Origin of the sequence: Nocardia sienata NBRC 100364 (genome assembly GCF_001613205.1) — a bacterium.
Taxonomy (GTDB): Bacteria; Actinomycetota; Actinomycetes; order Mycobacteriales; family Mycobacteriaceae; genus Nocardia; species Nocardia sienata.
The window spans coordinates 71,758-93,960 of record NZ_BDBX01000036.1; the positions used below are offsets into that span (position 1 = coordinate 71,758).

Here is a 22,203-nt window from a genome sequence, read left to right on the forward strand (position 1 = left end):
GATCAATCCTTGCTAGCTGGAGGTTTCGCGGCCAGCGCGACGGCCTCTCCGGCCGAACCGGAGGTGGCGGCCACGTACACGATGTCGTCGGCCTGCACGACGGTCTTGGCGTCCGGCAGGATGCCCTGTCCGAACCGGATGACGAACGCGACCCGGGCGCCGGTGGCGTCCTCCAGTTCGCTGACCGTGCGCCCGTACCACTCCTCGTGCAGGATCAGCTGGGCGACGGCGACTGTACCGGTGGGGTCGCGCCAGGTCGTGGTGCCCGCGTCACCGATCAGGGTGTGCAGGAAGCGGTCGGTCGTCCATGGCACGGTGGCGATGGTCGGGATACCGAGCCGTTCGTAGACGGCCGCGCGTTTGGCGTCGTAGATACGGGCGACCACCCGGTCGACACCGAACATCTCCCGCGCCACCCGCGCGGAGATGATGTTGGAGTTGTCGCCCGAGGACACCGCCGCGAAGGCACCGGCCCGTTCGATACCCGCCCGGCGCAGGACCTCGCGGTCGAACCCGACGCCCACCACCTGCTCACCCGGGAAGTCCGGGCCCAAGCGCCGGAACGCGTCCGGGTTGCGGTCGATGACGGCGACCTCGTGACCTATCCGGACCAGGGCGCGGGCCAGCGACGCCCCCACCCGGCCGCAACCCATGATCACCACGTACACCGTGAACCTCGCTCCTGACTCGCTCTGCCCTACGGCAAGTGAAACAGCCGTGTGGCTGCTGCGAAAACGAACCGTACTCGCTGGTTCTCGCCCTCAGCCACGTTCCCCCCGCGGGGGGTGGCCAAACCCCGGCGAGCGGTGATGCCTCGCAGCGCCGCGGGGCACGGGGGCTTATGCTCCGTCCAGTGTCGAAGTTGACGACCGCCACCAAGCGTCTGGTGTTGGGGCGGCCATTCCGTAGTGACTCCCTGGGCCACACCCTGCTGCCGAAACGGATCGCGCTGCCGGTGTTCGCCTCGGACGCGATGTCCTCGGTCGCCTACGCGCCCGAGGAGATTTTCCTTGTGCTGTCGGTGTCCGGGCTGGCCGGTTACGCGTACGCCCCGTGGCTCGGACTCGCCGTCGCGGTCGTGCTGGTCATCGTCGTCACCAGCTACCGCCAGAACGTGCACGCCTACCCGTCCGGCGGTGGTGACTTCGAGGTCGTCACCACGAATTTGGGTCCCACGGCCGGCCTGGTGGTGGGCAGCGCGCTTCTGGTCGACTATGTGCTCACGGTGGCGGTCTCGATCGCGTCGGCCGCCTCCACCATCGGTTCGGCGATCCCGTTCGTCGCGACCCACAAGGTGCTTTTCGCGGTGGCCGCCATCGTGCTCATCACCGCGATGAACCTGCGCGGGGTGAGGGAATCGGGCCGGATGTTCGCGCTGCTGTCCTATGCCTTCCTGTTCGGTATGTTCACCATGCTCGCCTGGGGGCTGATCCGGATCTTCGTCCTCGGCGACGAAGTACGCGCCGAATCGTCGGGTTTCGAACTGCGGGCCGAGGAGGAGCATCTGGCCGGGCTGGCCCTGATCTTCCTGCTCGCCCGCGCGTTCTCCTCGGGCTGTGCCGCGCTCACCGGTGTCGAGGCGATCAGCAACGGCGTACCTGCTTTCCGCAAACCCAAATCGCGTAATGCCGCGACGACTCTGCTGATGCTCGGGACGATCGCCATCGTGTTGCTGCTCGGTATGATCGTGCTCGCGCGCCAGGCACATGTGGTGTTCGCCGAACACCCCGAACAACTCGTCGGCGCGCCCGAGGGCTACCAGCAGAAAACATTGATCGCGCAGATCGCGCACGCGGTGTTCAGCGGTTTCACCCCCGGTTTCTACTTCGTCGCGGTGGTGACCGCGGTGATCCTGGTACTGGCCGCCAATACCGCGTTCAACGGGTTCCCGGTCCTGGGTTCGGTGCTGGCCCAGGCGCGCTTCCTGCCCCGCCAGCTGCATACGCGCGGCGACCGGCTGGCCTTCAGCAACGGGATCCTGTTCCTGGCGGTCGGCGCGATCGCGTTCGTGGTGGCGTTCGACGCGGAAGTGACCCGGCTGATCCAGCTCTACATCATCGGGGTGTTCGTCTCGTTCACCCTCAGCCAGACCGGCATGCTGCGGCATTGGAGCCGGTTGCTGGACCGGGAGACCGATCCGGCCGAGCGGCGCCGGATGATGCGGTCCCGGGCCATCAACGCGCTGGGCCTGGTGGCCACCGGGGCCGTCCTGGTGATCGTGCTGGTGACGAAGTTCTTCGCCGGCGCCTGGATCGCCATCGTCACCATGGCGGTGATCTTCGTGATCATGAAGATGATCCACCACCACTACAACTCGGTGGCCCGGGAACTCGAAGAACACGTGTGGGACGGGGTCCTGCCGAGCCGGACCCATTCGATCGTCCTGGTGTCGAAACTGCACCTGCCGACCCGCCGGGCACTGGCCTACGCCCGGGCCGGGCGGCCGGATACCCTCGAGGCGATCACGGTGAACGTGGACGAGGACGATACCCGGGCGCTCGTGCGGGACTGGGAGAAAAGCGATAATCCGGTCCCGTTGAAGGTGATCGAATCGCCCTATCGCGAGATCACCAAACCGGTGCTCGAGTATGTGAAGCGGGTGCGCAAGGACGCGCCGCGCGATGTGGTGACCGTCTTCATCCCCGAATACGTGGTGGGGCACTGGTGGGAGCAGGTCCTGCACAATCAGAGCGCGTTACGGCTGAAGGGGCGGCTGCTGTTCGAACCGGGTGTGATGGTGACCAGCGTGCCGTGGCAGCTGAGTTCCTCGGCACGTGCCCGGGCGGCGGGCGAACCCGCGGCACCGGGCGCGGTACGGCGCGGTTACGGCGACAATGGGTGAGGTCCGATGAGTTCGTGGCGTGATCGGGTGCTGCCGGTACGGCTCGGGCCGCCCGGGCACGGCGGATTCTGTGTGGCGCGCCACGAGGGCCGGGTGGTGTTCGTCCGGCACGGCCTGCCCGGCGAGCTCGTGCGGGCCCGGGTCACCGAGGATCGTGGCGGCGCGTTCTGCCGCGCCGAGGCCGTGGAGATCATCGAGGCGTCGCCGGACCGGATTCCGGCCACCTGCCCGGTCTCGGGCCCGGGTGGGGCGGGGTGCTGCGATTTCTCCTTTGCCACCGCGCCGGCGCAGCGGCAGCTGAAGGCCGCGGTCGTGGCCGAACAGCTGAGGCGCATCACCGGTCTCGAACGCGCGGTCGAGGTGGAACCCATCACCGGTTCCGGCGATCGCACCGGCGGCTGGCGCACCCGGATCCGGCTCGCGGTGGATCTGGAGGGCCGCGCCGGTGTGCATCGCTACCGCAGCACCGAGGTGTTGACCGACCTCCGCTGTCCGCAACCCGTGCCCGGCGCCCTGGACGATATCGCTCGGCGTCGCTGGATGCCCGGCGCGGAGCTGGTGATCGCGGTCGACGACACCGGGGCCCGGCATATCGTCGAAATCGCTCCGCCGGTACCCGAGGCCGGCCGGCGCGGCGGTGATCGGCACGGTGGCCGATCCGGCCCCGGGGGCCGGGCCGACCGGCGTAGCGGACGTACACGCGGGCCGCGAGACGGATCGGGCCGGGGCGGCGCGGAGCCGGAGACGCCGGGCGCGCAGCGGCGGCGCACGGCCGCCCGGCGCGCCGCCGCCCACACCGACCGCGACGAATGGGTGGTCGAGGGCAGCGGCCGGGCCGTCCAGTACGTGGCCGGCCGACGCTGGGAGGTGTCGGCGGCCGGATTCTGGCAGGCGCACCGCGGTGCCGCCCAGTGCTATTCGGATATCGTCGCCGGCTGGGCCGACCCGGGCGTAGGTGCGACCGCGTGGGACCTGTACAGCGGCGCGGGAGTCTTCGCGGCGCGCCTGGCCGAACAGGTCGGGCCCACCGGAGCCGTGCATGCGCTGGAATCCGCACCGGCCGCGGTCGCCGACGGTAACGCCGCCCTGGGCGATCTGCCGTGGCTGGACCTGCGCGCCGCACGGGTGGAGCAGTGGGCTGCCGACCACCCGCATCCGAGGCCCCGGGTGGTCGTACTCGATCCGCCGCGGGCCGGGGCCGGCAAACCCGTGGTGCACGCCGTGACCGCCGCGGCGCCGGACCGGATCGTGCACATCGGCTGTGATCCGGCGTCGTTCGCCCGGGATCTGCGCCTCTACCTGGACGCCGGCTATGGACTGGCGGCGTTGCGCGCCTTCGACGCGTTCCCGGCGACCCATCATGTGGAATGTCTTGCGCTCCTGGAACGCTGAGAACGCCGGCGTCCGGGCCCGGCGCCCTACTTCAACTGCCAGGTGGCCCGCAGCGTCGCGGTGATCTCGGTCTCCCCGGATTCGATCGGCACCGGCGCCGGAGCCGACGCCGCGACCATCCGGATCCCGCCGGGTTCGGCGGGCTGCGCCGGCGGTGGCGCGGTGGTGTGTTCGGTGATCTCGAGCACGGGACCCAGGTCGCGGGCGGCGCGGCGGGCGTACTGCCGTGCCTTGTCCAGTGCGTTGTCCCAGGCGGCGTCGCGGGCGCGCTCGAGCAACCGTTCCGGGTCGGCGAAAGTGTGCCGCAGCCCACCCAGCCGCGCGTCGTCGCCGCCCGCCGCCACGGCATGGGCCACCACGTCCGCCGGGGCCGGTCGGGCGGGGTCGGCCGCGGCGGCGAGCGAGACCGTGAGGGTGCTGGTCGCGATATAACCGATCACCCGTGCCGTGCCGTCCTGCCAGGCCGTATCCGAGCGCACCGAGAGTATGCCGGTGCCGATATCGGTGCTCGGGACACCGTCTTCGCGCAGCGCGGCCGTCAGCGCCGTCACACTCCGGCCCGCCTTGTCGTATGCCAGACCGACGGTGCTCGCGCGACATTCGACGCCCATCGTGAGCACGATCAGATCGGGAGTGGCGCGTACGGTGCCGTATCCGAATACGGTCACCGTTCCCGCATGTGGCTGGGTCATCCGGTCTCCTCGCGGTCGGTTTGCGGCGCTCGCCGGTGCGCCGCCGTCCCGCGGTCCGCGGCCGGACGCGGTTCGCGCGGCACCCGTCTCTCACCTTAGGCTGGACCGAACGCCGGACCGCGGTTCCGGCCCGGTACGGAGATGGGTACGGCTCGCCGCCCGGGTGGTGCAGTCGGCCGCGGCTCCTAGACTGGTCGGATCAACTGCGCTATCCGGAGGGAGCGAATCAGGTGGGAGTGCTTTCCCGGGTCAATACGCCCGAAGACGTGCGTCGGCTCTCGGCACCGCAACTGCGGGAGCTGGCGGCCGAGATCCGCGAATTCCTGGTGCACAAGGTCGCCGTCACCGGCGGGCACCTGGGACCCAACCTCGGGGTGGTGGAACTCACCCTCGCCCTGCACCGGGTATTCGATTCGCCCGCCGATCCGTTGATCTTCGATACCGGGCACCAGGCCTACGTGCACAAGATCGTGACCGGTCGCAAGGACCGGTTCGACACCCTGCGCCGCAAGGACGGGTTGTCGGGGTATCCCAGCCGCGCCGAGAGCGAACACGACTGGGTGGAGTCCTCGCACGCCTCGGCGTCGCTGTCCTATGCCGACGGTCTGGCCAAGGCGTTCGCGCTCACCGGACAGGATCGCCATGTCGTGGCGGTCGTCGGTGACGGAGCGCTCACCGGCGGTATGTGCTGGGAAGCGCTGAACAATATCGCCGCTGCCAAGGACCGGCCCGTGGTGATCGTCGTCAACGACAACGGCCGCTCCTACGCCCCCACCATCGGCGGTCTGGCCGACCGGCTCACGGCGCTGCGCACCCAGCCGGTGTACGAGCATATGCTCGACACGGGCCGCCGGTTGCTGAAAAGTATTCCCGGCGTGGGTGATTCCGCGTATTCGATGGTGCACGCGGTGAAGGCCGGGATAAAGGACGCGGTGAGCCCGCAGGAGCTGTTCAGCGATCTCGGTCTCAAATACGTCGGTCCGGTGGACGGCCACGATCTCGTCGCGCTCGAGTCGGCGCTCCGGCACGCCAAGGATTTCGGCGGCCCGGTGGTGGTGCACGCGGTCACCCAGAAGGGGCACGGATACGAACCGGCCGAGAACCATGTGGCCGATCAGATGCACGCCTGCGGTCCCATCGATCCCCGCACCGGCGAAGCCGTGAGCAGCGGGACCGCGGTCAGCTGGACCTCGGTGTTCTCGAAGGAACTCATCGCCCACGCCGAACGTCGCGACGATATCGTCGCGATCACCGCGGCCATGCCCGGGCCCACCGGGTTGTCCGCGTTCGGTGAACGTTTCCCGGATCGGCTCTTCGATGTCGGTATCGCCGAACAGCACGCGCTGGCCTCGGCATCGGGTCTGGCGCTGGGCGGTATGCACCCGGTGGTGGCGATCTACTCGACCTTCCTGAACCGGGCGTTCGACCAGTTGCTGATGGATGTGGCATTACTGAAGCAACCGGTCACCCTGGTGCTGGACCGAGCCGGGATCACCGGCGCCGACGGTGCGAGCCACAACGGTATGTGGGATCTGTCGCTGCTCGGTATCGTGCCCGGGATGCGGGTGGCCGCCCCGCGCGATGCCGCGACCTTGGCCGAGGAACTGACCGAGGCGCTGGCCGTCGGCGACGGACCGACCGCGTTGCGGTTCCCCAAGGACAATGTGGGCGCCGAGATCAGGGCGCTCGAGCGGCTCGACGGCGTGGACGTGCTGTGGCTGCCGGACCGGGAGGGACCCTCGGCGCAGGCCCAGCGCGGCGATGTGCTGTTCGTGGCCGTCGGTGCCCTGATACCGGCTGCGCTACAGGCCGCGGAGTTGCTGGAGGCGGACGGGATCACCGCCACGGTCATCGACCCGCGGTGGGTGCTGCCGGTTTCCGATACCGTCGTGAAACTGGCCGAGAACTACCGTCTGGTGGTGACCCTGGAGGACAGCGGCCTGCACGGGGGGATCGGGGCGACCGTCTCGGCTCGGCTACGTGCCGCCGGTCTGGACGTGCCCGCTCGCGATATCGGTATTCCGCAGGAATTCCTGGAGCACGGCAGCATCGCTCAGGTGCGTCAGGAGCTCGGTCTGACCGCGCCCGATATCACCCGGCGCGTCACCGGCTGGCTGGACGCGTCCTAGCGGCCACGCGGGGGCGGCCCGGGTACCGTGCGGGTGGCCGTCAGTTCGGCGATTGGTCGACGAGGACGGTGGCCAATGGCTGGGCGGCGAGTTCGCGCTGCCAGGGCCGGGCGCCGTGACTCTCGAGGAAACCGTCGACCGCCGCCGCGACCTCGCCGGCGGCTTCCGGCCCGCCGCGGTAATCGGGCAGGCCGTCCCAGCACAGCCGCCGCACCAGGTCGGGAGACAGTAGATTCTCCACCGGTACCGCTACCCGCTCGGAGATCCGGGTCATCACCGCGCGGGCCCGGGTCAACCGGGCCGCGGCAGCGGGATCGCGCCGTTCCCAGCGGTTCACCGGCGGCGGCCCGTCGTAGGGCTGGCTCATTCGGGGTAGGTCCTCGTCCGGTAGGGCGCGTGCGCGTTCCACCGCGCCCAGCCATTCCCGCGAGTAGCGGCGCTGGCGGGGGCCGCCGAACACCGGTAGCTCCCGTAGCTGCCCGATCGAGGCGGGTTCGGCCTTGGCGGCCGCGATGATGGCGGAATCCGGGAGAATCCGGGAGGGCGCGATATCGCGGCCGCGCGCCAGCGTATCGCGGGTGGTCCACAGTTCCCGCACGATCGCCAGCTGGCGGGCCCGGCGCAGTGTGTGGATTCCGGAGGTGCGGCGCCAGCGGTCCGGTTTCGGCGTGGCCGGTTCGAGCAGCCGGATATGTTCGAACTCTTGGGCGGCCCAATCGGTTTTGCCCTGCTCGGCCAGCGAGGCGGCCACGGCCGCACGGAGTTCGATCAGTAGTTCCACATCGAGGGCGGCGTAGTTGAGCCAGGCTTCCGGGAGGGGCCTGGTCGACCAGTCCGCGGCGCCGTGCCCCTTGCGCAGCGCCCGACCCAGCAGTTGCTCGACCATGGCCGCCAGACCGACCCGGGGAAACCCGGCCAGTCGCCCGCCCAGTTCGGTATCGAACAGCTGCGCCGGGCGCAGGCCCAGCTCGGCCAGGCCGGGTAGGTCCTGGTCGGCCGAATGCAGAATCCATTCCAGTCCGTTGATCGCCGCGGCCAGCGGCGCCAGCGCGTCGGCGACCGGTATCGGGTCGATGAGCACGGTGCCCGCCCCGGCACGGCGCAACTGGATCAGATACGCCCGCGACGAATACCGGAAGCCGGACGCACGTTCGGCGTCCACCGCCAGCGGCCCGGAGCCGGCGGCGAGAAGTTCGGCGGCCGCCGCCACCTCCTCGGCGGTGCGGCAGACCCGGGGGATACCCTCGGCCGGGGCCAGCAGCGGTACCGCGGCGGGCTCGGCCGGACCAGGATCGATGGCCTCGTCGTGTGGGCCCACATCGGACGCCGGAGGCAGGCCGGTGCCACCATCCGGGTGGTCACCGGACAGGTGTTCGGGCTCCTCTACTACCGGCATAGAGCGCCACTCTACGTGGCCGAGGCCGGCTCCGATATTCAAGCACGGTCGGTCTCGCCCGCGGGCGAGGGCCGCAGATCGGTGATCCCCGCCGGCGGCAGACCCGCCGCGTAGGCCAGGACTTCCCCGAACGCTTCCACATGGGGGCGCATCTCGGTGGTGCGCGCGGTCCAGGAGGCCCGGAGTTCGAGCTGGTGCGCGCGGGGCGGACCGGCGATATCTCCGTAGCGCACCGAACTGGTGGAGGTCACCGTACCGCCGAGCGCGGTGAACGGTCCGTCCCGGGATTCCAGGGCGTCCACCAGCCAGCTCCAGGCGACCTCCGGTAGCAGCGGATCGGCGGCCAGCGCACCGTCGATATCGGCCTGGATATAGGCGACCAGACGGAAGACGCCGTGCCACGCCTCGTCCCCGCCGGGGTCGTGGAGCAGGATGAGCCGCCCGAAGGCGTCACCGTCGGAATCGATCGGTACGACGGGTGAGTCCTCGTGGATCACCTCGGCGCCGAGCGCATAGGAGTACGGGGCGAGACGCTGCGGCGGACGGATCGGGGACAGCTCGATCCGCGGGTGTACGGATGCGGCGCCCATCGCCGAGACGGCGGCACGAAACGCTGCGGGTTCGTCGCCGGGCCCGTCGTCGGGTGCGCCGTCGCGGATATCGAGCGGTGTCACGGGGAATGACGGTAGACCCGTAGCGCCCGGGGCGCGCGGAGGCGCGCCGGGCGACCGTTGTTGCTGCGTGCGCGGGCTCGACCGTGGTAAACACCGCGCAACCCGGTGGGGCGGCGTACGCAACCGCCGCCCAGGACGGCGGATCGGTGGTTGCGGCGATGCTGTGCGGCCTTGCGCGCCCGGCCGGCCGGGGCCGCATACGATGGCGGGTGATGAGCACATATACGCGCCGCCGGTTGTCCGATGCCCCGTTCCTGGCCGCCGCCACCGGCGCCACACCGGCACGGCGGCCGGTGTGGTTCATGCGCCAGGCGGGCCGGTCGCTGCCGGAATACCGCGAGGTCCGGGCAGGTATCGGGATGCTGGAGTCGTGTTTCGATCCGGAACTCGTCTGTGAGATCACGATGCAGCCGATCCGCCGCCACGGCGTCGACGCGGCGATCCTGTTCTCCGATATCGTCGTTCCGCTCAAGGCCGCCGGAATCGATCTCGATATCGTGGCCGGAGTCGGGCCGGTGGTGGCCACACCGGTACGTACGGCCGCCGACGTCCAGGCGCTGCCCCGGTTGCGGCCCGAGGAAGTGGGCGCGGTCATCGACGGAGTGCGGTTGCTGGTCTCCGAACTCGGACAGACTCCGCTCATCGGTTTCGCCGGTGCCCCGTTCACGCTGGCGTCCTATCTGGTGGAGGGCGGCCCCAGCAAGAACCATGAGCGGACCAAGGCCATGATGCACGGCGATCCGACGACCTGGCACGCGCTGCTGGGAGTGCTCACCGATATCACCATCGTGTTCCTGCAGGCCCAGCTCGAGGCCGGGGTGGACGCGGTGCAGCTGTTCGACTCGTGGGCCGGGGCGCTCTCGCTGGCCGACTACCGCCGCTATGTGCTGCCGCATTCGGAGCGGGTCTTCGCCGAACTCGCCGCGGCCGAGGTACCCCGGATCCATTTCGGGGTGGGTACCGGAGAACTGCTCGGCGCCATGGGTGAGGCCGGGGCCGATGTGGTCGGCGTCGATTGGCGGCTGCCGCTGACCGAGGCGGTGCGGCGGGTCGGCCCCGGAAAAGCTTTGCAGGGCAATCTCGATCCCGCGGTGCTCTTCGCGGGCTGGCCGGTGGTGGAGGCCGAGGCCCGCCGGATCGCCGACGAAGCGGATTCGGCGCTGGCCATGGGCGCCGCGGGCCATATCTTCAATCTGGGGCACGGGGTGCTGCCCGAGACCGATCCGGGGGTGCTCACGGCGCTGGTGGAGCTGGTCCACGAGCTGTGAGGCCACGGCAGCCGTCGTGATTACGGCGTCCGCGACCGGACGCTCCGGCCGGGGTGGGTGGTCCGGGCCCCCAGGGCGCGATCGCGCGGTACGCGGACGCCGGATACGGTCGGAGGATGAGAATCGCGGTGGTCGGTGGGGGGATCAGCGGGCTCGTCGCGGCCTACCGGTTGCGCAGGCTGCTGGGGGAATCGGTCGCGATCACGGTGGCCGACACCCGGGACCGGGTCGGCGGGGTGCTCCGAACCAGCGAGATCGCGGGCGAACCGGTCGATCTGGGCGCGGAGGCGTTCGTCGGCCGGCGGCCCGAGGTGCCCGAGCTGCTGAGCGAACTGGGGATTGCCGATCAGCTGGTACATCCGGCCGGTCTGCGCCCGCTGATCTGGTCGCAGGGGTGTACCCACCCGCTCCCGGAGCGCACGCTGATGGGTATCCCGGCCGATGCCGCGGCCGTCGACGGATTGGTCGATGCCGCGACCGTGGCGCGCATCGCCACCGAACCCGAGCGTCCGTTCGCCTGGCGGCCCGGCGCCGATATCGATGTGTGCTCGCTGGTGGCCGACCGATTCGGGGAGCAGACCGTGGCGCGCAGTGTCGATCCGCTGCTCGGCGGCGTGTACGCCGGTTCCGCCCGCTCCATCGGCCTGCGCGCGGCGCTGCCCACGCTGGCCGCGGCGCTGGACCGTGGCGCCCGCTGCCTCACCGAGGCGGTAGCGGCCGCACTACCCCCGCCTTCCGGCGCGCCGGTGTTCGGGGCGCTGCGCGACGGTTACGGCGCGCTGCTGGACGCGCTGGCCGGTCGGACGGCGGCCACCACGGTCCAGGACACCGCCGTCACCGGTCTCCGGCGGATACCGGGTGGCTGGGTGGTGGAACCGCTCGGGGAATTCGAGGCGGTCGTCCTCGCGACCCCGGCGCCGGTGACGGCCCGCTTGCTGACCGATATCGCGCCCGCGGCGGCGCGCGCGGCCGCGGGAATCGAGCTGTCCTCCTCCGCACTGGTCGCATTGGAGCTGCCGAAGGACACCGCGCTGCCGCCGAATTCGGGTGTGCTGGTCGCGACCGGGGAGCCGTTGCGGGCCAAGGCGTTCACCCTGTCCAGCCGGAAATGGGCCCATCTGGCCGCGCGGGAGACGGCCCTGGTGCGGGTCTCGTTCGGCCGGTTCGGTGACGACGCGGTGCTGGGTCTGCCCGATGCCGAACTCATCGATGCCGCCATCGCCGACCTGGCCACCGTCACGGGAGTGCCGATCACCCCGCGCTCGGCGATCGTGCAGCGCTGGCCCGGTGGGCTCGCCCAGTACGCCCCCGGGCACACCGAACGGGTCGCCGAGATCGAGTCCGCGCTGGCCGGTTTCGGCGATCTCGCGGTGACCGGCGCCTATCTGCACGGTGTCGGGGTGCCCGCCTGTGTGGCGACGGCGACGAGGGCTGCGACACATATCGCCGGCGGTGCGGCTGCGGCACCGGCCTGACCGCCGCTGCACCCGGGTGTGGGCAGCCGGTCGGTCCGGGCCCGGCGATCGACCGGCCCCGGCCCCGTGAGGATCCGGCGAGTGGCACGATGGGGCTATGGCGCGACTCGATTACCAGTCCCTCAACTCCACCATCCGCTATCTCATGTTCTCCGTGTACCAGGTGCGGCCCGGGGTACTGGGGGACGACCGCGCGACAGCGCTGAAGGAGGCCCGCGAGTTCTTCGACGGGCTGGCCGATCGCGGTGTCGTGGTGCGTGGCGTCTACGACGTGGCCGGGATGCGCGCCGACGCGGATTTCATGGTGTGGACCCACGCCGAGCGGGTCGAGGACCTGCAGGCCGCCTACGCCGATTTCCGGCGCACCACCGAACTCGGCCGGGCCAGCACCCCGGTCTGGAGCAATGTGGCGTTGCACCGGCCCGCGGAGTTCAACAAAAGTCATATCCCCGCGTTCCTGGCCGGTGAGGAAGCCGGGAACTATATCTGCGTCTACCCGTTCGTCCGGTCCTACGAGTGGTATCTGCTGCCCGACGACGAACGCCGCAAGATGCTCGCCGATCACGGCAAGGAAGCGCGCGGCTACCCCGATGTGCGAGCCAATACCGTCGCGTCGTTCGCGCTCGGCGACTACGAGTGGATCCTCGCGTTCGAAGCGCCGGAGCTGCATCGGATCGTCGATCTGATGCGTGACCTGCGGGCCACCGAGGCCCGGATGCACGTCCGGGAGGAGACCCCCTTCTACACCGGGCCGCGGGTCGAACTCGATCAGCTCGTCGCCGCACTGCCCTGACCGGGCGCGGCGCAAACCGCCCGGCGGAGACTGCGGGAACGGGGACATATCCGCCGGGCGGTTGTCACATGACCTACAGCGGGCCGACAGGACGGGTCACTGCGCTGTGCCGGTCGCGGGTCGCAGGCGCAGGGAGATGGAGTTGATGCAGTACCGCTTGTCGGTGGGCGTCGGATAGCCCTCGCCCTCGAACACATGCCCGAGGTGGCTGTGGCAGTTCGCGCACAGCACTTCGACGCGGCGCATGCCCAGCGAATTGTCCTCGCGCAGCAGTACCGCGTCCGAGTCGGCCGGATCGAAGAAGGACGGCCATCCGCAATGCGACTCGAACTTCTCCGTGCTCCGGAAGAGTTCGGCGCCGCAGGCACGGCAGCTGTACACCCCTTCGGTGGTGGTGTCGGTGTACTCACCTGTGAACGGTCGCTCGGTGCCGGCTTCACGGAGCACCGCGTACTCCGCGGGGTCCAGCCGGGCCCGCCACTCCTGCGGGCTGAGCTGAATCTTCGGGGTCGGCAGGGAGGTATCGGTCGCGTCCGTTTCGGAACTCATGCCTCCACGCTAATACGTGTGCCGCGGCGCGTCCCGTATCAGCCGCGGACGGCCTGCGTCTCGACCACGCGCGCACCGGCCGGCTCGGTCTCCACCGCGCGGCCTGCGGCCGGGGAGCGGACCGGCGGGGCCGGGGCGGCGAAATCGTCCACTCCGGCGTCCCGGGAGTCGGGCGCCTCGGCCATCCACACCGGGTCCAGCCGCGGCAGCCGGCCCGCGCGCCGGGCGGCCAGATACCGGTCGCCGAGCACACAGAACACGACGACCAGCAGCAGGCCCCACCCGAAGGTGATCCGCAGATATTCCAGGTTGCGGCCGATATCGGGCCAGCGGTCCGACAGCCATTTGTCGTAGGACAGGAAACCGAAAATCGCCAGCCAGGCCGGCCAATTGCGCAGCACGGAATTGCGCAGCACGACCGACATGAGGAACGGGAACAGCATCATCGAGTAGTACATCTGGCCCAGCGAGGCCAGCAGCCACGAGGCGGTGAGCAGCACACCCGAGGCGGTGGTGACGAAGAACAGCTCGTCCTCGCGGTAGTACCGGTACAGGATCCACAGTGAGACCAGCACCAGGACGGCCATCGTGAGCCGGATGGTCCAGGTCAGCCAGGGCGGCAGGCCGTAGTACTCCGCGTTGCCGGGAATGGCGCTGTTGAAGTAATCGCGCGTTTCGAACAGATACGGCGCGGTGCGGGTGAAGAAGCTCTCCGGATCCCGCGACAGCGGCCAGGCGACGCCGGTCAGCGCGATCGGCACGGCCACCGCAGTGGCGACGAGTGTCCATTGTTTGCGGACCACGGCGATCAGCAGCAGCGGCGCCAGTGTCGGTTTGACGGCCATACTCAGGCCCAGCACCACACCTGCCCAGACATCTCGTCGTCGCAACAGCAGGATCAGGAACAGCATCTCCGCCAGCAGCAGGCAGCCGTTGACATTGGTGAACACCAGCGTGTTGATCACCGTCTCGGACAGGAACATCGCCAGCAGCAGTACCGGGGCGGCGATGGAGCGCAGCGTGTAGTTGAACAGCCGCAGCAGCAGATACCAGGCGATCAGGATGGCGACAGCGTTGAGCAGGATGAACAGCCAGCGCGACTTCTCGTAGTCGATCACCGCGATGGGCGCGATCAACAGGGTGCCGCTGGGCGGGTACAGGTAGTGCGGGTCGACCGAATCGAAATTCGCCGTGTAGACCGCGCGCCCGTTGAGGAAATCCAGCGAGGCCTGGTAGACCGGCTTGTAGTCATCGGTCACGAAACCGTTGACAGCCTTGATGAACACCCGGTTCAGCACGGTCATGACCGCCAGCGGCCACAGCGCGAACCGGATCACGTCGGCGGTTGTTCGAGCAGTGCGGGGCTCGAGCTGTCGAAGGAACACCACGGCACGGTACACCGGGCGGTGCCGTGGTGTTGCCGGGGCCCACCCTCGACGCGCCGGTCAGGCGCCCCTCGGGCGGTGTTCGCCAGGGCCGTCGCGCGGGTCCGGTCAGGCGGGGCAGGCGGTGCCGTCGCCGGGCAGCCGCCCGTCCTTCAGGTACTCCACGAGCGCGGTCTGCGCGCAGCCGGAATGCGCGCTCACCGGATGACCCCACCCCTGCCAGGTCATGGTCGAGGTCCGGGCACCGGCGGCGCCGAGGGCGCCGGTGACCGAGGCCTGGGCGGCGCCGGTCACCGGATCGGCCACCCCGGTGAGCACCAGCACCGGCAACTCGAGTTTCTCCAGCGCCGCGGGGGCCTCGGTCACCGGCCAGGCCGAGCAGGCCAGCATCGATAGCGCGCTCGCCCGGCCGAACGCCGGATACTTCTGCGCCCAGATGCCGGCGAGGTCGGTGACCTGGGGCGCGGGCGGGGTCTGCGGCAGATCGGTGCAGCCGTTGACGAATTGGCCGTCGGTCGCGGTGGCGGCCTCCTGCTGGTCGATCAGCGCCTTCAGTCCGCCGAGATCGCCGCGCCCGGCCGCGGACAGGGCGTCGGCGAGTGCGCCGATCCGGCCGGTCTGGTCCGCGCGGGGGCTGCCGAGGAACCCGGTGACAGCCGTGCGTACCGCGTTTGCCGAGATGTCGCCCAGCTGCCCGTCGGCGGCTTTCTGCACCAGCGCGGTCACCGCCGCGCGTGGATCGGGTCCGAGTGAACACGAGATGCCGGCGCACTGCTGGGCGAACGCCGACAGCGCCGCCTCCGCGCCCTGGACCGCGGTCTCGGCCCGGGTGACGGTGTCCACGCCCACCGGAGTGGGGGAGTCGAGGACCAGCCGGGCCAGATGGTCACCGTACTTGCGGGCGTACTCCAGTCCCACCAGCGCGCCGCTGCCCGTGCCCAGCACGGCGATATGATCGACATTCCATTCGCGGCGCAACTGCTCGATATCGTCGGCGGCGTGCGCGGCGTCGAAGGTGCCGTCGTAGGGCTGCAGGAAGTCCCGGCAGGAAATGGTTCCGTTGCGGGACAGATCCGACATACCGGTCACCGCGTCACCGCCCGGCGTGAACTGGGCGTTGTCCTGCAGACCGCTGCGGATATCGGCGGGCAGACAGTCGATCGCCTGGGAGGTGCCGATACCCCGGCGGTCCACCGCGACCAAGGGGTGCGCGGTGAGCAGGGCGCTCGCCGGACCGCTGGCCAGCCCCGCGAGAGTGGCGCCGGAGGAGCGGTCGACACCGGAGGTGAGTACCAGAGGCGCGGCGTCGGGCGGGGTCTGCGGCAGCCGGGCGCGCACCGCGCCGGTACGGAAATTGCCCAGTACCGAGCCCGCGCTGTCGATCGGGGTGGAGAAATCGGCACATTCCAGTACCAGCCCGGCGGGTCCCGGGCCCATCCCGGCGTTGTCGAATGTTTCCCGGGTGCAGTCGCGCCATGGGAGATCCTTTGTCGGGACCTCGGCGGCGGGCGGCGGCGGGACCTGGGCGGAGGTGGTGGATTCGCCTGGTACAGGCGGACGTTCGACGGCGACGTGCGGGCGGTCCGACGGACCGGCCCCGCATCCGGCGATCATGATCAAAAGTGCCGAGGCCGGCACCACTGCCCGAGTCCAGCGCATGCGCTACACCCTGCCAGGTCCGGATCGGATCCGCCTGAGCGGGACGCCCGGGCCCCGCCGCGCACGCCCGCCGCTCGGTTTCAGACGCGCACCCAGCGGGCGAGTATCGTCCCGTCCGAGTCCAGCAGCACATGCGCCGGCATCATCGACATCCCGAATTCCTCGTGCGACACCGAGATCCGGCGCGCCGCGCCGCCGACCAGCAGCGGCGCGGTGGTCAGGCAGAGTTCGTCGACCGCCCCCGCGCCGGCCAGCGAGCCGAACAGCTGTGGTCCGCCTTCGCACAGCACCCGTCGCAACCCACGCGCCGCGAGCGCCTCCGGAACTGCCTGTGGCGCGATGATCTCGTCACCGATTTCGATCACCTCGGCACCGGCGTCGGCAAGCGCGCGTACCCGCTGCGCGGGCGCCGCGGCGGTGGTGAGGATCAGGGTGGGGGTCCGGGCGGTGGTGATCACCCGATGGTCCGGGTCCAGCGCGGCGGTGGCGGTCACGATCGCGATCGGCGGCGGATCGCCCTCGACATGGCCGCCGATGCCACGGGCGAACAGCTCACGCCGCAGACCCGGGTCGGTCTGCGCGCCCCCGTAGTTCTCCGCGCGTACGGTGCCCGCGCCGACCAGGACGACCTCGCACAGTTCGCGCAGCAGATGGAACACCCGTTTGTCCGCCGGGGTGCCCAAGGCGCCCGATACGCCACCCGATCCGGTGACGGCGCCGTCGATACTGGAAACGAAATTGACTCGCAGCCAGCTGTCGTCCGGGCCGCCCGGGTAGGCGTACAGATCGGCGAGTGCGTCGTTGTCGAGGTCTGTGAGCTGGATCGCATCCGGGATACGCTGCATACCAACAGCTCATACCACGTCACTAGGCTACGTCCATGCCGATGCGCCTCGTCGACCGCCGTCCGGAGGTCCCCGCCGACCAGCTGGTCGCCCAGATGGTACCGCCGCCCATGTTCGACGAGGTCGGTTTCGATACCTACATCCCCGACCCGAACGAGCCCAGCCAGGCCGCGGCGGTCGCCTCGGCCCGTGCCTTCGCGGAGAAGGTCACCGCCATCCACAAGGCCACGCACAAGAAGTCCTTCTTCGGGAAGAGGAAGCCGACCCAGGGCGCGGGCCTGTACCTGGACGGCGGTTTCGGTGTCGGCAAGACACACCTGTTGGCCTCGATCTTCCACAGCGCGCCGGCGCCGAAATCGTTCGGCACCTTCGGCGAACTCACCAACCTGGTCGGCGCGCTCGGATTCGGCAACGCGGTCGAGCGGTTGTCGGCGAACAGTGTGCTGTGCATCGACGAATTCGAACTGGACGATCCGGGCGACACCATGCTCGTCTCCCGGCTGCTCACCGAGCTCTCGGCGAGCGGCGTCTCGGTCGCGGCCACTTCCAACACGCTGCCCGGCCAGCTCGGCGAGGGCCGGTTCGCCGCGCAGGACTTCCTGCGCGAGATCAAGAAGCTCGGCTCGATCTTCGACACGGTCCGGGTGGACGGCCCCGACTACCGGCACCGTGATCTGCCGCCGGCGCCGGAGCCCAGCAGTGACGCGCAGCTGAACGAACGGTCGGCGGCCACTCCCGGCGCGACGCTGGACGATTTCGACGCCCTGCTGCGCCACCTCGGCACCCTGCACCCGTCGAAGTTCGGCGCGCTGATCGACGGAGTCTCGGCGGTATTCGTCTCCGGTGTGCATCCGGTCAACGATCAGGCGGTGGCCCTGCGCCTGGTGGTGCTGGCCGACCGGCTCTACGACGCGGGCACCCCCGTGACCGTCTCGGGAGCGAAACTCGACGAGATCTTCTCCCAGGAAATGCTCGACGGCGGCTATCGCAAGAAGTACCTGCGGGCGATCTCGCGGCTGTTGGCGCTGTCCCGTTTCGAGGTACCGGCCTGAGGGCGGCCCGGCGGTAGCCGGATCGTTCCCGGACGCCGGGCGCCGACCCGCGCGGCGTGCGCGGACGCGCCGTTTCCGGGTTGACCGCGGCGCCGGGGATTGGTTTGCTGACTCCGGCACGCCGCGCGGGGGTGCCGGCGAGCACGATGGGAGATCCGCTCATGGTTCATCGTTCGGCGCGCGTACCGGCCGCTGTTCTCACCGGTGCCCTGATCGCGTTCGGCCCAGCCGCGGCGGCGAATGTCACCGCCGCTCCGGCGGCCGCCGACGTGCTCACCGCCGACCGCTCGCTACATCTCACCGGTGCTCCCAACGCCCGCGATCTCGGCGGTTACCGCACCGTGGACGGACGGACCGTACGTACCGGCATCGCGCTGCGCTCCGATCAACTCAACGACCTCACCCCCGCGGATCTGGCGGAACTGACCCGGCTCGGGGTCGGTACGGTCGCCGATCTGCGCACGGTCTACGAGCGCGCGCTCGGACCGGACCGGATCCCCGCCGGTGCGCGCGCCAACTGGTACGACATGATCGGCGCCGCCCCGCTACCGGAACTCGTGTCGACCCTCGCCGGTGGCAGCGACCTGTACCGGGCGTTCATCACCGCCCCGGGCGCGAACCAGGCGGTGGCCGGAGTGCTGCGCGATATCGCGGCGTCCGGGCAGGCGCCCGAAGCCGGCGCGGTGCTCTTCCACTGCACCGCCGGTAAGGACCGGACCGGCTGGACCGCCGCGGTCCTGCTCACGATCCTCGGTGTGGATCGGGCCACGGTCACCGAGGATTACCTGCTGTCCAACCACTACCGCGGCGCCGCGGCCGGTGATCCGGTGGGCGGGGTCCAGCGGGAGTGGCTCGACGCCGCCTTCGATCAGGTCGCGGTGAGCTATGGCGGTTTCGACCGCTATGTGAGCGAGGGCCTGGGGCTGAGCTCCGCGGAGGTAGACGCCCTGAAACAGCGCATGCTGCACTGACACCGTGGTACGGCCGGTGGTCAGAGCTCGAGCCGCAGCACGTAGTCGTGGTGGACCTGACGCCCGACGGTGAAGGTCCGGGTACCCACCTGTTCGAAGCCGTATTTGGCGTAGAAGCGCTGCGCCCGCAGGTTCTGCTGGTTCACGCCGAGCCAGACACCGGCGTAATCGGCGCCGCGGGCCTGCTCCAGTGCCGCGTGCATCAGCGCACTCGACACTCCGGTGCCGTGATGGCCCGGCAGCACGTACATCTTGCTGATCTCGAGTACGGGGTCCAGCGCTACCGCCGTCGCCACGGCGGGATCCGACGGTGGTCCACTGTGCAGGATGGCGTAGCCGACGATCTCGTCGTCCGCGACCGCTTTGAGAACCGTGCGTGCCGGATCGGACAGATACTCGCCGAACCGCTCACTGGAGAGCACCTCCGCCAGGAACACCTCGATATCTTCCATGGCCGAACCCGGCGGGCAGGCCAGCGGGAAGGTCGCGGCGGCGACATCGCTGAGTGCCTCGGCGTCCCACAGTCCGGCCCGGTCCACGGTGACAGCGGTCATATTCCAATGAGACCACAGCGGTACGGTCCCCGGTGTGTCCGCTGGTCCGGCAGGCGCGGGCCCGCCTCGCGCATCAGCTGGTCCGGGTTCCGGCGGGACTCCTGCGACCTGCGGTGATGGGCGCAATGGAGCCTTCAGCTTTGCTGCCGGACACATCCGACGTAATCTCTCGCCCATGAGGAGCGGGAACCGCATCGCGATCGTCGGTGCGGGTATCGCGGGTCTGGTCTGCGCGAAGGTCCTGAGTGAGGATGGGTTCGCGGTCGAGGTTTTCGACCGAGCCCCCGATATCGGCGGCGTGTGGAGCGAGACTCGCCGTTACCCGGGCTTACGCGCACAGAGCAGCAAGTACACCTACCACTTCTCCGACCATCCGATGCCCGCCGACTACCCGCGGGTGCTCGACGGAGCCCGGATGCAGGAGTACCTGGCGAGCTACGTGCGCGCTTTCGGGCTGACCGATCGCCTCCGGCTGCGCACCGAAGTGGTCGCGGCCGACCCCGTCGACGGCGGCTGGCTGCTCGAGATACGCGATCTCGACGGTGTGCACCGCACCTCCTGCGATCACCTCGTCATCGCCAACGGTGTGTTCAGCACACCGGAGATTCCCGATTTCCCGGGTATGACCGAGTTCGGGCGTGCCGGAGGCCAACTGGGCCACAGCACCCAGTTCCTGGATGTGGACGCGGTCCGCGATCGCTCGGTCGTCGTGGTCGGCTACGGTGCCGCGGCCTGCGATCTGGCCACCGAGATCAGCCGGGTGGCCGCCGAGACCACGGTCGTGGCGCATCGGCTGCTGTGGAAGATGCCGCGCCGGCTGGCTCCCGGGCTGGACGCCGAACGGGTGCTGCTCACCCGCGTCGGCGCTGCGCATTTCCGGCATCCCGAGCCCGGGCGGTTCGAGCGTCTGCTGCGTGGCCCGGGCCGTTCCTTCCGGGAGAGCAACCTCGCTCTCATCGAAGCGCTGGTAGCGCAGCGGTCCCGGGCCGCGGAGCTGGGTTTGGTGCCGCCGGTACGGTTCGAACAGGCCCATGAAGCAGCATTCGGCCTGGTCGCAGATGATTTCGCCGACCAGGTCGCGGCCGGCCGTATCACCGTGTGCGGCGGGACCGAGGTCGCTGCGCTGGGCGGCGGCCAGGCCGGACCGTATGCCGAACTGTCCGACGGCCGGCTGGTCCGTGCGGATATCGTCGTCTGCGCTACCGGCTTCCAGCAGCGGGTGCCGTTCCTGACCCCGTACGTGCAGCGCCGGCTCACCGACGATCACGGTAATTTCCGGCTGTACCGGCAGATCCTGCCGTTGCAGGTACCGCATCTGACCTTCGCCGGTTACAACTCGTCGTTGCTGAGTGCGGTGGGCGCGGAGGTCGGCGCGCACTGGACCTCGGCCCTGCTCACCGGAAGTCTGGCCCTGCCGCCCGCGGAGACGATGAGCGAGCGGATCGAGGCCCGCCTGCGCTGGATGCACGAGTACACCGGCGGCCACCACGCGCACGGCACCTCGGTCACGCCCTACGCCCTGCGCGATATCGATGAACTGCTCGCCGATCTCGGGGTGAAGCTGCCCTTCGCGGCACGTACCGCGCAATGGGTGCGCCCGGCCCGGCCCGGTGACTACAAGGTGGTGTCGCGCCGGAAGCGAGGCCCCGGGGCCCGGACTTTCGGTCCGTCCCCTTCCGATGCCTCCCCGTCGCAGCCCCGGCCGCAGTCCGCGCCACCGCAACCGGTGTCCCCGCCGACCGGCGCGACCGAACCGATCCCCGCCGGGCCCACCCCCCTCGATTCGTCCGGCGGGCGGCCCGTGCCCTCCGAATCCCCTACCGTGAAATTGCCGGAGTCGGCTCTCCCGGGCGCCGACGAGCGGACCAGGATCCTCGCGATGCCTCCCACCCACCCGGCCGTACCGGAGACGCAGCAGGCGCCCGGAAACACTCCGCAACCGGTTCACCGGCCCCCAGCGCCCGCCCCGGTGAACACCCGGTGGCCGGTGAACGCCCCGCAGCCGCCGAACATGCCACAACCGGCGAACGCGGCATCGCCTCTCGGCGGGCAACCCACGGATACGCCTCCCGCGGCACAGCAGCCGGCGGTGGATATCGCACGGGACGCGGCACGCCGCGCCGCGGCCGAGAAGCGCGCGGCCGGTATCGCCGCACGATCCAACAGCCCCACGGTCCGGCTCGATATGCGTGCGGCCCAGGCCGCCGCTGCCGCCGCTGCCGCCGATGCCTCCGCGCCGTGGCCCGGAGCGGGGACGCCCGGCGGTGATCCGGCGGGTGCGGAGTCCGTTCCCGCCGCCGAGAGCGGTACCCGGGAGGTGACGGAGCCGGATACGGCCTCCGCGGAACCGCATACGGCCACCAGGGGACCGGAGAGCGCCCAACCGGCGAAGACCGGCTCGGCACCCACCGCCGTGGAAACGGGGTCGGCCGGGACCACCGACCGGGCACCGGCTACCGGTGCCGCTGCCGCAGCGCCTGTCGGTGCCAGCGGACCGGCATCGGCTTCCGAACCTGCCGGTTCGACG

The 22,203-nt window shown here is 70.2% G+C and carries 18 protein-coding genes; 9 read left to right on the plus strand and 9 right to left on the minus strand.

Going from position 1 to position 22,203, the window contains the following annotated elements; genetic code table 11:
* Nucleotides 1-2: 2 nt before the first annotated feature.
* The gene (locus tag NS4_RS19935; protein ID WP_063061037.1) at nt 3-668 is read right to left on the minus strand and encodes a potassium channel family protein; all 666 of its coding nucleotides are present in this window, start codon (nt 666-668) and stop codon (nt 3-5) included.
* A gap of 185 nt (nt 669-853) precedes the next feature.
* Here NS4_RS19935 and NS4_RS19940 point away from each other — a divergent pair, with 185 nt between their 5' ends.
* Together NS4_RS19940 and NS4_RS19945 are read left to right on the plus strand one after the other, a co-directional pair.
* A complete protein-coding gene (locus NS4_RS19940) occupies nt 854-2,842 on the plus strand; it encodes an APC family permease (RefSeq protein WP_063061038.1) in 1,989 nt (662 codons plus the stop codon).
* Nucleotides 2,843-2,848: 6 nt separating this feature from the next.
* A complete protein-coding gene (locus tag NS4_RS19945; RefSeq protein ID WP_063061039.1) occupies nt 2,849-4,234 on the plus strand; it encodes a class I SAM-dependent RNA methyltransferase in 1,386 nt (461 codons plus the stop codon).
* Nucleotides 4,235-4,260: 26 nt separating this feature from the next.
* Here the strand turns inward: NS4_RS19945 and NS4_RS19950 are convergent, their stop codons facing one another.
* On the minus strand, nt 4,261-4,926 hold the full coding sequence (locus NS4_RS19950) for an SIMPL domain-containing protein (protein ID WP_063061040.1): 666 nt from the start codon (nt 4,924-4,926) through the stop codon (nt 4,261-4,263).
* A 230-nt stretch (nt 4,927-5,156) separates the two neighbouring features.
* Here NS4_RS19950 and dxs point away from each other — a divergent pair, with 230 nt between their 5' ends.
* Nucleotides 5,157-7,055 (plus strand): 1-deoxy-D-xylulose-5-phosphate synthase, encoded by a 1,899-nt coding sequence (gene dxs / locus NS4_RS19955; protein ID WP_063061041.1) that lies wholly within the window; start codon nt 5,157-5,159, stop codon nt 7,053-7,055.
* Nucleotides 7,056-7,095: 40 nt separating this feature from the next.
* On the opposite strand, the gene NS4_RS19960 is transcribed toward dxs, so the two are convergent.
* Entirely contained in the window at nt 7,096-8,451 is a 1,356-nt protein-coding gene (locus tag NS4_RS19960) for an HRDC domain-containing protein (RefSeq protein ID WP_084487530.1), read from the minus strand.
* Between the two features lie 38 nt (nt 8,452-8,489).
* Nucleotides 8,490-9,041, minus strand: a complete 552-nt coding sequence (locus tag NS4_RS19965; protein ID WP_063061065.1) for a DUF3000 domain-containing protein — start codon at nt 9,039-9,041, stop codon at nt 8,490-8,492.
* 296 nt (nt 9,042-9,337) lie between these two features.
* Here NS4_RS19965 and hemE point away from each other — a divergent pair, with 296 nt between their 5' ends.
* The 3 genes from hemE (at nt 9,338) to hemQ (ending at nt 12,661) form a co-directional block, all read left to right on the plus strand.
* Nucleotides 9,338-10,393, plus strand: coding sequence for a uroporphyrinogen decarboxylase (gene hemE / locus NS4_RS19970; protein ID WP_063061042.1), 1,056 nt, complete (start codon nt 9,338-9,340; stop codon nt 10,391-10,393).
* A gap of 116 nt (nt 10,394-10,509) precedes the next feature.
* Nucleotides 10,510-11,868: a protoporphyrinogen oxidase gene (locus tag NS4_RS19975; RefSeq protein WP_063061066.1), complete on the plus strand. Its 1,359-nt coding sequence runs from the start codon at nt 10,510-10,512 to the stop codon at nt 11,866-11,868.
* Between the two features lie 97 nt (nt 11,869-11,965).
* Nucleotides 11,966-12,661, plus strand: coding sequence for a hydrogen peroxide-dependent heme synthase (gene hemQ / locus NS4_RS19980; protein ID WP_063061043.1), 696 nt, complete (start codon nt 11,966-11,968; stop codon nt 12,659-12,661).
* A gap of 96 nt (nt 12,662-12,757) precedes the next feature.
* Here hemQ and msrB read toward each other — a convergent pair whose 3' ends face one another.
* The 4 genes from msrB to NS4_RS20000 form a co-directional block, all read right to left on the minus strand.
* Nucleotides 12,758-13,210 carry a peptide-methionine (R)-S-oxide reductase MsrB gene (gene msrB, locus NS4_RS19985; RefSeq protein WP_063061044.1) on the minus strand — a complete coding sequence of 151 codons (453 nt, stop codon included), beginning with the start codon at nt 13,208-13,210 and terminating at the stop codon, nt 12,758-12,760.
* Between the two features lie 38 nt (nt 13,211-13,248).
* Nucleotides 13,249-14,595 carry a glycosyltransferase family 87 protein gene (locus NS4_RS19990; protein WP_245665564.1) on the minus strand — a complete coding sequence of 449 codons (1,347 nt, stop codon included), beginning with the start codon at nt 14,593-14,595 and terminating at the stop codon, nt 13,249-13,251.
* A 108-nt stretch (nt 14,596-14,703) separates the two neighbouring features.
* Nucleotides 14,704-16,254 carry an alpha/beta hydrolase gene (locus tag NS4_RS19995; RefSeq protein ID WP_063061046.1) on the minus strand — a complete coding sequence of 517 codons (1,551 nt, stop codon included), beginning with the start codon at nt 16,252-16,254 and terminating at the stop codon, nt 14,704-14,706.
* Nucleotides 16,255-16,334: 80 nt separating this feature from the next.
* Nucleotides 16,335-17,099, minus strand: coding sequence for a pyrimidine reductase family protein (locus NS4_RS20000; protein WP_063061047.1), 765 nt, complete (start codon nt 17,097-17,099; stop codon nt 16,335-16,337).
* Nucleotides 17,100-17,134: 35 nt separating this feature from the next.
* Here NS4_RS20000 and zapE point away from each other — a divergent pair, with 35 nt between their 5' ends.
* Complete coding sequence (zapE, locus tag NS4_RS20005) at nt 17,135-18,151, plus strand: cell division protein ZapE (RefSeq protein ID WP_063061048.1); 1,017 nt, start codon at nt 17,135-17,137, stop codon at nt 18,149-18,151.
* Between the two features lie 161 nt (nt 18,152-18,312).
* Nucleotides 18,313-19,122 carry a tyrosine-protein phosphatase gene (locus NS4_RS20010; protein WP_063061067.1) on the plus strand — a complete coding sequence of 270 codons (810 nt, stop codon included), beginning with the start codon at nt 18,313-18,315 and terminating at the stop codon, nt 19,120-19,122.
* Between the two features lie 20 nt (nt 19,123-19,142).
* Here NS4_RS20010 and NS4_RS20015 read toward each other — a convergent pair whose 3' ends face one another.
* A complete protein-coding gene (locus tag NS4_RS20015) occupies nt 19,143-19,676 on the minus strand; it encodes a GNAT family N-acetyltransferase (RefSeq protein ID WP_063061049.1) in 534 nt (177 codons plus the stop codon).
* 175 nt (nt 19,677-19,851) lie between these two features.
* Here NS4_RS20015 and NS4_RS32320 point away from each other — a divergent pair.
* The coding region (locus NS4_RS32320) for a flavin-containing monooxygenase (RefSeq protein WP_157106141.1) at nt 19,852-22,203 on the plus strand (2,352 nt) is incomplete at its 3' end.

Excerpts from the sequence above, each read along its gene's own strand:
- NS4_RS19945 (WP_063061039.1), top strand. The coding sequence starts at position 2,849 with ATGAGTTCGTGGCGTGATCGGGTGCTGCCGGTACGGCTCGGGCCGCCC.
- NS4_RS19950 (WP_063061040.1), bottom strand. The coding sequence starts at position 4,926 with ATGACCCAGCCACATGCGGGAACGGTGACCGTATTCGGATACGGCACC.
- NS4_RS19960 (WP_084487530.1), bottom strand. The coding sequence starts at position 8,451 with ATGCCGGTAGTAGAGGAGCCCGAACACCTGTCCGGTGACCACCCGGAT.
- NS4_RS19965 (WP_063061065.1), bottom strand. The coding sequence starts at position 9,041 with ATGGGCGCCGCATCCGTACACCCGCGGATCGAGCTGTCCCCGATCCGT.
- hemE (WP_063061042.1), top strand. The coding sequence starts at position 9,338 with ATGAGCACATATACGCGCCGCCGGTTGTCCGATGCCCCGTTCCTGGCC.
- NS4_RS19975 (WP_063061066.1), top strand. The coding sequence starts at position 10,510 with ATGAGAATCGCGGTGGTCGGTGGGGGGATCAGCGGGCTCGTCGCGGCC.
- hemQ (WP_063061043.1), top strand. The coding sequence starts at position 11,966 with ATGGCGCGACTCGATTACCAGTCCCTCAACTCCACCATCCGCTATCTC.
- msrB (WP_063061044.1), bottom strand. The coding sequence starts at position 13,210 with ATGAGTTCCGAAACGGACGCGACCGATACCTCCCTGCCGACCCCGAAG.
- NS4_RS19995 (WP_063061046.1), bottom strand. The coding sequence starts at position 16,254 with ATGCGCTGGACTCGGGCAGTGGTGCCGGCCTCGGCACTTTTGATCATG.
- NS4_RS20000 (WP_063061047.1), bottom strand. The coding sequence starts at position 17,099 with ATGCAGCGTATCCCGGATGCGATCCAGCTCACAGACCTCGACAACGAC.
- zapE (WP_063061048.1), top strand. The coding sequence starts at position 17,135 with ATGCCGATGCGCCTCGTCGACCGCCGTCCGGAGGTCCCCGCCGACCAG.
- NS4_RS20010 (WP_063061067.1), top strand. The coding sequence starts at position 18,313 with ATGGTTCATCGTTCGGCGCGCGTACCGGCCGCTGTTCTCACCGGTGCC.
- NS4_RS20015 (WP_063061049.1), bottom strand. The coding sequence starts at position 19,676 with ATGACCGCTGTCACCGTGGACCGGGCCGGACTGTGGGACGCCGAGGCA.